The 12,687-nt window shown below is 34.4% G+C and carries 12 protein-coding genes; all 12 read right to left on the bottom strand.

Annotated elements, in window-relative coordinates:
• Window positions 1-3: 3 nt before the first annotated feature.
• The gene (locus GNY06_RS08200) at window positions 4-1,629 is read right to left on the bottom strand and encodes an ATP-binding cassette domain-containing protein (RefSeq protein ID WP_166519627.1); all 1,626 of its coding nucleotides are present in this window, start codon (window positions 1,627-1,629) and stop codon (window positions 4-6) included.
• 4 nt (window positions 1,630-1,633) lie between these two features.
• Complete coding sequence (locus GNY06_RS08195; RefSeq protein WP_166519626.1) at window positions 1,634-2,734, bottom strand: nucleotidyltransferase family protein; 1,101 nt, start codon at window positions 2,732-2,734, stop codon at window positions 1,634-1,636.
• Window positions 2,735-2,738: 4 nt separating this feature from the next.
• On the bottom strand, window positions 2,739-3,008 hold the full coding sequence (locus tag GNY06_RS08190; RefSeq protein WP_166519625.1) for a PqqD family protein: 270 nt from the start codon (window positions 3,006-3,008) through the stop codon (window positions 2,739-2,741).
• Window positions 3,005-3,454 (bottom strand): S24/S26 family peptidase, encoded by a 450-nt coding sequence (locus tag GNY06_RS08185; protein WP_166519624.1) that lies wholly within the window; start codon window positions 3,452-3,454, stop codon window positions 3,005-3,007. Before GNY06_RS08185 ends, GNY06_RS08190 begins: the two co-directional genes overlap by 4 nt.
• A gap of 298 nt (window positions 3,455-3,752) precedes the next feature.
• Entirely contained in the window at window positions 3,753-4,874 is a 1,122-nt protein-coding gene (locus tag GNY06_RS08180) for a glycosyltransferase (RefSeq protein ID WP_166519623.1), read from the bottom strand.
• A gap of 389 nt (window positions 4,875-5,263) precedes the next feature.
• Complete coding sequence (locus tag GNY06_RS08175) at window positions 5,264-6,397, bottom strand: glycosyltransferase family 4 protein (RefSeq protein WP_166519622.1); 1,134 nt, start codon at window positions 6,395-6,397, stop codon at window positions 5,264-5,266.
• 32 nt (window positions 6,398-6,429) lie between these two features.
• A complete protein-coding gene (locus tag GNY06_RS08170) occupies window positions 6,430-7,578 on the bottom strand; it encodes a glycosyltransferase family 4 protein (RefSeq protein WP_166519621.1) in 1,149 nt (382 codons plus the stop codon).
• Complete coding sequence (locus GNY06_RS08165; RefSeq protein ID WP_244614391.1) at window positions 7,562-8,806, bottom strand: hypothetical protein; 1,245 nt, start codon at window positions 8,804-8,806, stop codon at window positions 7,562-7,564. Before GNY06_RS08165 ends, GNY06_RS08170 begins: the two co-directional genes overlap by 17 nt.
• A gap of 46 nt (window positions 8,807-8,852) precedes the next feature.
• Window positions 8,853-9,854, bottom strand: a complete 1,002-nt coding sequence (locus GNY06_RS08160; RefSeq protein WP_244614390.1) for a glycosyltransferase family 2 protein — start codon at window positions 9,852-9,854, stop codon at window positions 8,853-8,855.
• Complete coding sequence (locus GNY06_RS08155; protein WP_166519619.1) at window positions 9,851-10,930, bottom strand: acyltransferase family protein; 1,080 nt, start codon at window positions 10,928-10,930, stop codon at window positions 9,851-9,853. The genes GNY06_RS08160 and GNY06_RS08155 overlap by 4 nt, the downstream gene beginning before the upstream one ends.
• Window positions 10,931-10,969: 39 nt before the next feature.
• Window positions 10,970-11,836, bottom strand: coding sequence for a beta-1,6-N-acetylglucosaminyltransferase (locus tag GNY06_RS08150; RefSeq protein ID WP_166519618.1), 867 nt, complete (start codon window positions 11,834-11,836; stop codon window positions 10,970-10,972).
• Window positions 11,793-12,686, bottom strand: a complete 894-nt coding sequence (locus GNY06_RS08145) for a beta-1,6-N-acetylglucosaminyltransferase (protein WP_166519617.1) — start codon at window positions 12,684-12,686, stop codon at window positions 11,793-11,795. The genes GNY06_RS08150 and GNY06_RS08145 overlap by 44 nt, the downstream gene beginning before the upstream one ends.
• Window position 12,687 lies beyond the last annotated feature (1 nt).

Below are 12,687 nucleotides of genomic sequence, written 5' to 3'. Positions count from 1 at the left end.
ATTTCAGTTTATATAAATGGTTTGATCACATTGATGAGCTAAGTTCATATCATGAGTAACAAAAACCAAAATTTTATTTTTACCCGCTTTTAATAAACGTTGAATAAGAGTCGCTGACGTTTCCGGATCCAAGGCAGAAGTCACTTCATCAAAAAGCCATATATTACATTCCCTCATTAAAGCTCTTGCCACAGCAATACGCTGAGCCTGACCTTCTGAGAGACCATACCCCGATTCTCCAATAATAGTATCTATCCCCTTAGGTAAATCATATACAAAATCTGCACAAGCTAAATACAAAGCCTCCCGCAGACGGGTTTCAGAAATATCCATTCCCTCTAAATCTAAATTTTCCCTTATACTCCCACTAAACAACTTATCCCCTTGAGGAACATAAGCAATATTGATACGGTGTTTATTGGACAGTGCTATTTGTTGATCAGAAATCTTGATTAGTATCTCTCCTTGGTCTGGTGTTATTAGTGATAACAAGATACGGATAAGAGTCGTTTTTCCTTTTCCACTGTAGCCGATGACTGCTGCAGGTCGACCTGCAGTAAACTCTGCATTTAGAGCACTGATTACTTTTTTTTCTTCGTAACGGAAATGTAAATTTTTAATTTGCAAACTTATAGGTTGTGCAATATACTCTTGCTCCACCTCTTCTTCAGCTTCTAATTCCTGTATTTCCTGAACACGATCTACAGCTGTACGAAAACGAATAAATAAAGGAATAAATCCCATTAATGATAGTATAGGGCTTTGAATTCTCCCCACTAATTGTAAGAATGCCGTCATCGTACCAAAAGAAATATCGGCTGCATTTAACCGATAAACCCCCCAGCAAAAAGTTAATAAAAATCCAGTGTTGATGGTAAGTTTCATTATCCCTTGCGAAACGGTAGAAAAGTTTAAAAGCTTAGATTTTAAGCTAAATATATTTTGCTGTCCGGTCTGTACTTTTTGCCAACGAATAAATTGCATACCCAGCGCCCGTATGGACATCCTAAATCTTAAATTCTCCTGAACTACATTTGCAAAATTACTCTCAGCCGTTTTCAATTCTCTATTTAATCTTCTAAGTTTTTTAAAGTACATTTTAGAAAATAAAAATAAAGGAGAGATTGCTACAATTAAAATCGCCAACATCGGATCCATCAGCCACAAAAAGCTAAATGAAGCACAAAGCCTTATGAGTGTAAGTAAAAAGCCTATTGAAAAGTAACCCAACATGTGTATAACTTCTTGACAGTCATTGTTAATCCGAACCTGTACATCTCCACTATGCCAATATTTTCCAGACTTCCACACTGAAAGCATTTGAGATTTAATTACTGAATTTTGCAAATTAATCATCATGTTCATGCGTGTTCTTTCATTCAACCAACCTGAATAACTCCTCACCAAGAGCGCAATAATAACGCTAGATACTGAATATAATAATGCTTTATGGAAGGCTGAATTACTTCTCTCTATTGCGAGGTCTACAGATTTTTTCGACCAAAAAACAAATATTAAAGATAAGGCTATCGCAGCTAATTCTAATAAAAAATAAAGCAATAACTCTCCTCTCTTATTCTTGGTGAGTTCCCACGACCATTTGAGCTGATATGATAAACTTGTATTCAAAAAATTATTTTATTTTTAATCCTGAATAAAAATGAATCAAAGGAAAACTCATGGCTTCCATAGGAGCATAAGGAACATACTTGATAAAATTTTTCCATATTCTAACTTTGGTTTTTTCTCTTTTAAATAATTGTTGTGGTGTTTCTTTTTGATACCTTACGTCATAAAATCCGAAATTTCCGGATTGCCATATCTCTTGCATCATCCAATCTGCAGAGGTGCCTTTTTCCATTGGAAATGGTAGGTATTCAGGAGGTAGCCCTATATATTTTACTAATATGTGGTGTAACAGATTGATCCACCTCAAAATTTTAAGTTTTGCGTATACCCTCTTCAATTCGCTCCCATCTATCCTATTGTGGTAATTTTTATACAGCACAGCCGCATCGCATAGTTGGCGAATACCTATACCAAAAGACAATAAATGCTTTAAGATGTGAGAATTGACCTGTAATATTTGTAGTAAGGGTGATAATAATAACCATTCTACTCCTTGACGATGAACCCTTATTTGTTCTTCCATTTGTTGAAACTGTAAATCTCTTAAATATTTTGATAAAAAGGGATTATAAAGATCAAAAAGTTTTTGGTGGTGATCTATTTGACAATCTTTCCAGACATAACAACTGCTATAGCCGGGCATAGGAATGATATTAAAACCTCGTTGGATAAGCTCTTGATTGGCCGTTTGGAAATCTTGAATAGATGGAAAATACCAATCTATATCACCACAAACTCTTCTATCAGGGTTCTCATAACACATAGCAACCCCCTGACCTTTCAGCAACAGAGGCTGCAAATTTATTTTAGAAAAGAAAACGGACTGTTCAGTAATAATACTATTCATCCGCCTATTTAGTTTCCCTATCTGTTCTACCCTTATCAACCATTTTATGTGAAGTTCCCTTGGAGGTAGTAAGTCTTTATCTAATTTTTGTACGCCATCAAATACAATTCCTTCGACGGTTTGGCGCACTGCAAACTGAAATAAAACATCCCAATCAGCGTGAGACAGGCAGGGGAACTCTCTATCATTTAGAGAATGATTCCATAGCCCTGCACGGAAAAGTGTAAAAAAAGCTTTGGTTACTTTATCTTCTAACATTTCCTCAATCCGTCAATAAACCTTGTTTTTTAAAATTATCGACCAGTTTTCTGGCATCATCTTCGGCTACGTCTCGCTCTACATTGTAACGAGATAATAACTCTTCTACAATAGCTTCAATACTAAACTCTTTTCCTTGTAAGGCTTCCCATAAGACAGCAGCGGTCTCATTTAATGTAAATACTTTAGACATATCCACCATATCTTGCTCAGGTTCTATAATCACATATTCATCTCCTAAATGTCTCAACATCAAATCTTCCCTTAATCTCATAATTTTAATTTTATTCTAAAAACTTTATTAGCTATCGATCGTATCCAGCGCAACTTATACCAAATCATTCCCAGTAAAGCATTCAGCATTATCTCTCTGTTTAAGCGGTAAGCTTGTATCACCACCCCTAGAATATCTTCCCTGCTTACGATTTCCACTTGACTAATATTGCCATCACCCGCCAGAGTAACTTTTTCTTTATGTAAGTGAACGATACGATGTAAAATGTAGCCTTGATTAAAACGAGCCAATACTATGACACCTTTTCTTATATCTTCATCTACAGCTCTCTTCAATACTACCTGGTCTCCATTTTGCAAAAATGGTTCCATACTGGTGCCCGCTACCAAAATTTTAACCTTTTTTTCAGCTTCCAGCCTCTCTAGTACGTACTGAAAAAACAATTCATTAGAAATTACCCTTTTGCGAAGGATCTTTTTTTGCATATTATATTTACTGGTTAATAATTAAAGCTGACATTGCCCAAATGTACAATAATTTGAAAACAAAAATATAAAAGACCTTATTTCATTCAAAAAAAAAAATCCTGACTTTAGTTATCATTGAAAAAATCAACTCCATATTTAAGCTTCATCACAGATTGATGAGTGTCCGAGAATACTGATTAAGCTCCTTGTTAAGCTGTTAACAACTGAAATTAGAAAATAGAATCTGAAGAATAAAATTCAGCATATTTTTTTATATATGAAAATAAATAGGGGCCAAATATTCAACAATAAATATTCAATTATCTTTTAATATTTTATTATATAATTTCAAACTTTTATCCACCATTTTCGCACGTGTAAAATAGGCTTCATAACGATTTTTACTTCCTTCAGACAATCGTTTTTTCATCTGGAAATCGGTGATTATTTTTTGAATAGCATCGGCTAATGCCTTCGGATTTTCGGGCGCTACGACTAAACCAGAGATCTGATGTTGATTAACCCAACTCACCCCCGATCCAGCTATTCGAGTCGTGATGATAGGCTTTGCACACGACATCGCTTCAATCTGTACAATTCCAAATGCTTCTGTTTTCCAAATAGAACTCAAACAAAAAATATCACAGGCTTCAAAATAATTACAAACTTGGTCATCCTCCATAAACCCCAATAAACTCACTTTATGCTGAACCCCTATTTCCTCAATTAAATGTTCAAGTAATTGCATCAACGGACCTTTCCCCCCAATCACAATATGATTTTTATCATCCAGATACTGAGCTGACCGTATCAAGTATTCATATCCTTTATATTCCACCAATCTACCTAAGGAAAATATGAGGTGCTTACCGTAATATTGACGCTTCAGTTCTTTAACCTGATCACTATCTGCCTTCACGGGAGTTACTCCTATCGGAATATAATCAATCTTATGCTGCACTTTTTGCAAAAACCTTGATTCTCTAACATATACAGGCGTTGTCCCTACAATTAAATCTGCTCGATTGATCAACCAATTTTGTAAAGGACGGTAAAGCTTTAGTAAGTTTTTTTGTTTTAGTATATCACTATGCCAATGCAGTAATACTTTTCCTTTATATCCGCAAAGCCATAAAGCCAAACAAGCCATAGGATCGGGATGGTGAATATGAATGATATCATAATTATGGGCTATTTTTCTAAGTTTAAAAACAAGATCAGGCGCTAACATCGTAGCTGCCAACTTAAATTTAGTGGCCACCACCATAAGTTGGGCATAAGCATTTATTTTAATTTCACCAGCAGGATAATCCTCGACAGAAGCACAAAGCATATCACAATATATTCTCTTTTCGGATAAACCTAACATTAAATCGTACATTACCTTTTCCACCCCTCCCCGGATGGGATAAAATTTACCTAATTGTAGTATTTTCATTTTTTCAATAAGAATGGAGTTAAATATATAAGTAAAAAAGTTAAAGCAATAGCCGTACCATCAAATAAATAATCATGGCTAGTATAGACCCTCCATATCAATAAAGTTAACAAAAAACTGTAAATTAAATAAATTTATTTAGAGTCATCCAGACGCTCTTGCTAAAAAATTATCTAAATCTTTTTTCCATTTTCTGAAAAGAGGTCACTAAACCATAACCTGAAATAAAGAGATTTTAATACCCAATGCAATTAGTATGCTTAGGATTCCATTAAAGCTATGAGTGATATCGGGAGCAAGAGAAAAGTATTTTTGTCTGTTACAAGTAACCAAGACTAAATATAGAATAACAACCATAATAATAAAAGAATAAGAGTGTATCTATTTTTTTATTGATGAATATTTTTCTTTTCCAATAGAATTTTGAACACCTCATTCCAATCTCTTGCTACGGGTGGTTTTAATGTTTTTTTCGCAATACTTCTCGTATCCGAATCATTTCCCTGTATTAGATGTAACATTTTTATGGCCAGTTCTTCGGGTTTATTGGGATTAAAAAATGCTACTTTATGGCTACCCGATGCGGTTTCATGTGCATAGGGTAAATCTGCCAATAACATAGGCTTGTTTAAAACTGAAAATTCAGAGATGGGCAGTCCCCATGTTTCAATTTTTGAAGGAAATATCATACAACTGCTATGAAGGTAAAATGCAAATAGAGTTTCTTTATCCAAAAACCCTATAAAATTTAATCCTTTCTCTTTCCCCCATTTTTTATATAGCCAACGAGCATAGGCATTTTCATCCCCTTTCAGGGTGATATAAACTTGAAAATTTCGAAGGTGATGCTGATGGTGTATAATTTCCACCGCTCGACAAATCACCTCAAAATTTTTATGACTATTGGGAGAGGCAGCAAAGATAAAAGAGAAATCTTGGGTAGTTAAAATATCCGGCAACGGTCTTCCCTCTAATTTCTTGGGTGAAGAAGGGGGGGCTACAATAATTTTTTCAGGATTGACCCCAAACATTTGGCTCATAGCTTGGCGAAACCACTCTTGCTGAACAACCAGATAATCATTATCATGAATATTGGTCTTATAGATGTATTTTGTAAATAAGGCGAATAAAGCTATCTTGGGGGCAAAGATAAAATCGCTTAGTTTCCATTTATAAAATGAGAAAGCATTATGACAATAGACCGCTCTATTTTTTGCTATTACAGAAGGACTGGTATCATGCAAAGAAAACCAAAGTTCAACAGGTGCCAGGCGTTTAGAAATTTTCTTCATCTCCACATACTCATACCATAAGCGATTGACCCAACGTTTTTTAGGCCATTGGGTCTCAATGTATTCTATATTGGGAAAATCGGCAATCTCTTTTTTATAGACGATGGCTATAATGCGGTATTCTTGTTGTTCGGCAAGAACAGATAAGAATTTCAGACAGTCTTTAAGAATGGCTAAGGTCCCTGCTTCCACCAAATTTACAGCAGATATTACAATATTTTTCTTAAACACTTATGATAAAAAATTAAATACAAATAATCAAACTATTTTTTATTATACTCTTTGTCCTCTTTTAGTGCGGTAAATAGCTGTAACCATTGCTGCATGACTTTTTCTTCTGAAAAATGAACACTTCGCTTTAATGATTGTGCACCTAAGATTTGACGCAAGTCCTTATTTTCTATCAGTAGATTTATTTTCTCTACCATACCTACTCGATCTCCCTCTTCCAATAAAAATCCATTCTGCCCATCCTGAATAATATCTCTCGGACCACACTTACAGGCGTAAGCCAATAGGGGCAAGCCACAGACCTGGGCCTCTAACAATGTCATGGGTAAGCCTTCATAACGAGATGTCATAACCAGGAAAGAGCTATTGATATAGCATTGTTCTATATCTTTTACTGGTGAGCATAAATGAACGACTTCGGAAAGTTCCAAATCGTCTATCAAACTTTGTAATGTTTCTTTCAAGGGGCCTTTTCCGAAAATATCAAGCGTCCAATCAGGGTGTACTTCGTATACTTTTTTCCATATTTTTATCAGTTCATCAAATCCTTTTTGTTCATCATACCTTCCCACTGCTATGGCTTTTTTAGCATCTAAAGCCGCCTTTCCGGACGGTTTGAAACTATTGGCATTGGGAATTACTCGAGTATGCCCCCCATTTCCCCAATAATTTTTATCCTCATGGGTGAGTACAACAAAGCAATCATATTTTTTAGCCACCCTACCATCCATTCTATTTCTTAAATGGTCTAATACTCTCCATATACCTTTTCGAGCATACTGTAAGCGTTTATATCGAGAAAAATGAATTTCTAAAACTTTTTTACTTCCCTCTTTTATCTTATATAGAAAAGAGGCATCATGATCAAACATTGATATAACAATATCCGCTTTTAAATCCTTCAATAGAAGCTCAAGAAGTTGACGGTGTTTTCTCTGTTTTAGGGTATAACTTAGTATTTTTCTTAAGACGCCTTTATCATGATCCTGTGTATAATTGATCTCTAAATCTATATGCGTAACCTCCGGATGCATATTAAAATATGGTTTTCTGCCTTGCTGATCTGTAGTGATCACAAAAACCTCATGTCCTTTATCAATCCAATAATTGGCTTTATTTGCCAATACCCGCTCCATACCTCCGGAGTTAAACGTTCCCAATATGTTATAAACGATTTTCATCTACAAGTTTTGGTTTTGGTGTTTTTTCTACAAAAGAATCTAAGCAGAAAAATAACGCATAAATAAAAAATATATCGGTAGCTACCTTGAGCCAAATTACAAAAGTTAAGACGATAAAAATAAAAAACATCAGGCGATATTCATATACTTCAAATAAAAAGAAGGCTCCTAAGTAAACAAATAATATTGCAAAGACTGAAAAACCTATAAGCCCACAGTATAATACAAAACGACAATAACCGATATCTGTACTATAAACGAAATTATCAAATAATCCCGAACCAATGAGCCATGTCGATTGATCTTCTGGCCATATCCACATTTCTCGGCTTAATTTTTGGGTGGAACTGGTGGTCCATTCTCCTTTTTCTACCCAATTAAAAAAACCTTCAAAAGCAAACCGCATCAGTTTATTAAAATCGTGGCTATAATTATACATATACACAGATATAAATACAGCTAATAACATAAATCCTCCGAACCATACCCCTAGCTTTACAGATTCCCGTTTGATAAATAAACTCAACAAGCCCGAAGAAAAAAGAAAATATGCCACAGCGCAGCCTAAACCTATTATGGTGGTGCGTGAAATAGCGTTTCCGATAACAGCAATGGTAAAAAATGAAAGCAATAACAAAATAATAGCAACACTATTACTACGGGTGAATTGATCATTATTTAATAGCGCGACAATCATCACCAATACTAATGAAAAGCGTACCCCTGCACTGTCTAACGCGGCACCAATTCCATAGAGACGATCTACCTCCTGAAAAAATTCCTGTCCCTGGCTGACAATACTGTCCACAAAAATTTGAAAAGCCGGTATATTATTAATTAAAAGGGCTAATATGCACTGAGAAAAACATATGCCTGCTAAATAATAGGTTAAAAGACGAAAACTCGCCTCTCCATGCACCCATTTCATGGCAACACAAACAGCATAAGCCCCTGAAATCCAAACTAAAAAACTAAAGATATAATTAGCGTAAGAATAATCACGGGTATTATTAATGTCTGTCGAAATAGCACAAATTAAAGAAAACACAGCAGCAATAGCAATAGGCATTACCAGCTTTCTATTTAAAATTACACTCTCCTTTTTTATACATTCATAAACCAAGAATACTATACCCATGAGCGCCAATAGCATTTTTGTATTAATGCTGCTGGGCAAAAATGTAAATCCAATCGGAAAGAAATAGAAACTGATAATAATTCCTATCATCAAATAAAGAATGAAACGAAACATATATATTTCCTATTTAAATGATTCAACAAATATAGCGAATCAAAATATGATAGTATAATTTTAAAATCCAGAACTGTTTTTTAACAGCCATCCATTGCAATATCCTTATACGCCAGGGGAGAGCTTTATTCCCCATAATAAACGCATGAGCCTCCGGGAACCACTGTAACCATTGTTGATAATCGGATTCACGATCGGAAATAAGCAGAGGAAGTTTTATATTTAACTTTAAAAAATTAATCCCCTCTTTTATTTCATTAGAAAAATTACTGTTCTCTAGATATTTTTCCACTATTTTAAGGTTCTCTGTGACTTGCTGGATATGTGTTGTAGAATAAACTTGAGTCATAGAACTTGTATTAGAGCGGCTATAGTGATAGAGGGCGTAATCGATATACGATACTCTTTTAGCATTTGCCAATAGTTTAAACATCACCATCATGTCCTCTCCCATATTCAATCCTGGCTCAAAGCGAATATTATATTGTTGATATAATGCGCGACGGACCATAAAAAGCCAAAGATTCCAACGCATAGAGCCATTTAGCATTTTCTTTATCGCATCTGAGGGCTCCCCAAACGAAGGTTGATGCATTTTACGCTCGTTTTGCTGAAGGGATAAAAACCAATTGCAGCCTACTAAATCCGCACCTGTTCTCAACATTTCATTTACTAAAATTTCTATAGTGTTCTCTTCCACCCAATCATCTGCATCTACATAATAAACATAAACTCCTGTGGCATGTTCTAATCCTGTATTTCTAGCCGCAGCTACTCCTCTGTTTTGGGGATGACTCACTATTTCAACCCTTCTCTCTTGTTGCTCGAGTACCCTCGCATATTGATGACAAATAGAAAGTGTATTATCCTGACTACAATCATTAATAAGGAGTAGTTCTATAAAAGGGTAGGTTTGCCCCACAATAGAATCCAATGTAGTATGCAAGGTTTTTTCCGCATTATAGATCGGTACAATAATGGAAACTAGAGGGGATTTTTGTAGCATTTCATTTTTGACATTCATCTATTTCCAATCATTAGGCTTAATATTTTAGGACAAAATCTTTTCATCAATCTATACAAAAGAAAAATCATGCCAATACAGATAAAGGGGATCAGAAAGTAGCCCAATAGTTTTCCAGAATAGGATGTACTTAAAGGTGTTTTTAGCCATCCGCCTTTGAGCCAGCCTAAGATATAAATTGTATGAAGCGCATAAATAAAGAATACGCTCGAAGTAAGAGCAATTAATGTGTTTTTCAATTTTTCGTATTTGTACAATTTATAGCCTAAGAATAGCATAACAATAACTCCGAAAACGATAAATATACGCATACAATATTCATAAAAATGAGATCCCGTATAGTATGATGTCATTCCTAACGCTATAACAGCCATTATAATGGCTACTTTTGAATAGCGTATGGAAAAGGCGAGCATATTCCTTCCAGACAATGCCATAAAGCTTCCCAATCCAAAATAAAAAATGGCAGTGGTACTCAACCCGGGAATATTAGATTCCAAGACCAGTAGGTAAATCATTAAACTCAGCATCAAACCATAGATTTTGGTATATTTATAATAATAATAATAAAAGGGAGTTAGTATCATCATTACAATTAAATCCCGAAGGTACCATAATGGATAATTAATAGGCCTCCCCCATAATAAATCATATAAGGGTAAAGTCCTTATCTCATGATACCCCTCATCCCAACCTTTTCCGAATTGATAAAAAATTAGATTTTTCAGATAAACCGTTAAGATATGTAAAATATTCCAAATTAAATAAGGAATAAGCAAAGTTTTAATTCGTTTTTTTAGTTTCGAAAAATATATTGAAGCATTCCACTCTGAAACCTTAATAAAGAAAAAATATCCGGAAAAAAGAAAAAAACAGGGTACAGGTAAACGCCCTATGTAATGGGAGATTAATTCTGTGATATTATTATAAATATCGTATCCTTGAAGGCTCCATTTCATCTTTTTTAGCTCAAAGGGAAGCATATGAACAAAAATAACCAATACGATTAAAGGAAATCTTAAAAGCTGTATAACAGAAGACTGAATTTTTGTGAGATCTGTATTTTTATCGCTCATTTTTATGATTTGTGATAAGGTGTATTGCGGTATATAAAATTATATAATATCATTAAAGATTCGGTTGACGACCTCCATATTCTCACTATTGAATTTCCGTGCAAATAGAAGTTCGGATGCTCTAAGACTTTCATAGTCTTGATTCTGCCAATCATATAGAACTCCGTTTTTCCAACCAATCATCCGCATGCAACTCCTCTCCTCATTGGTGGGGTCAAAAATCTTATTTTTAAACGCAGAATTCCAACAAAGGGTTTGGATAAAAATCTCATCACTGCAAAAGCTATTTTTATACATTTTTAACACTTCTTTTTTACTCTTTAATATGTACCTCACAAAATCGTCCGTAATGCTCACCCATTGGGTTCCCTTTCGAAATTTTATTTGGGTATTTCTTCTATATCCGAATCTATACTGTATTTTAAGCCCCGTCCATCGTATCGCTTTTTTTAAAAAAGCTACTAAACCTTTAGCATCTCTAAAATCTTTTGGAAATAAATGAAATCTCTGCACCTTTCGGTCTATTTCCTTTTCAATAGGAAGGGGGTAAAAGCCTATAAATTCCTTTCCTTGGTGCTTCTGGAAAAAGGCATGAATATAATGCTGTGATTTTAAAGGCATATCCACTCCCGACAACAAATGATAATAAGCATAGACCTGTTTTTTAGAAGCTTCTTCAAACAATGCATATTCAGCATTCACCACGGATACATCCCCCCAGCGTACATCTATTCTATTTTGCAGCATATAGAGATTAGCAAAAAGTGTTTTATACTGAGGTATTTCTTTGACTTTCTTATCTACATGTATATAAATATCATTACGAGAATCATCTAAGGCCTTTATTAAATATTCTAAAACATCAAACGCATGATGGGTCAGAATAAGATAAGCGTGCTTTGTCATGTTGTATATGCTTTAAAATCTTTTTTATTAATCTAACATGCCTTTCACTAAATTTTCTGGCAAAAATATAGTCCGAATGCATTAAAAATGCATAATCTTCTTCTGTTAAGATTCGTGAATTACTATTCACAAATTCATTATACAACAACCTTCTCTCATTTCGCATCTTATATGTGTCTCTATTGTTTTCCAATAAATAAGGTATAAAATACTCATCCGCACAAAATGATCTCCTAAATTTCTTTAGAATTTTTTGTTTTTGCTGCACAATAAACGACACCGCCTGAGGCGTAAGACTTACCCAATTACTGGCCTTAATGCTTACATTGGGTTCTCTTCTTTTTATATTAAAGATATATTGTATTTTTAGCAAAACATTCCACAGAAATTGGTATGTTTTCGGTCCCAATAAAGAAGTCCCTTTATAATTTTTCAAAAAGAAATGATAGCGTCCTAACTTCATGTTCACCTCATAGCTATTGGTATAGATAAAATTCAGTATTTCTTGATTTTCATACTTCTGGAAAAAGGCATGAATTTGATCTTGATTTTTCAAAGGGAAATGAGTACCTGAAATTAAATGATATCTGGAATATGAAGCACCTCCCCTCCTATAAGCCTCTTCGAACAACGCATATTCAGTTTCTATTTGAGATACGTGTCCCCATCTTACATCTACCCTATTCTCCAATATGTACACATTTGAATGATTACATTCAAACAAAGGTATATTTTTTATTTTTTTATCAAAATGAATATAAATATCATTACGGGTATCATCCAAAGCCTCTAATAAAAGTTTTAATACTGTAAACTCATGATGGGCTATGATTAAATAAGCGTGCTTCATG

It is taken from the genome of Elizabethkingia argenteiflava, assembly GCF_009904105.1.
Taxonomy (GTDB): Bacteria; Bacteroidota; Bacteroidia; order Flavobacteriales; family Weeksellaceae; genus Elizabethkingia; species Elizabethkingia argenteiflava.
Note: the sequence above shows the minus strand (reverse complement) of the source record. Positions and strands in the feature narration are given on the sequence as shown.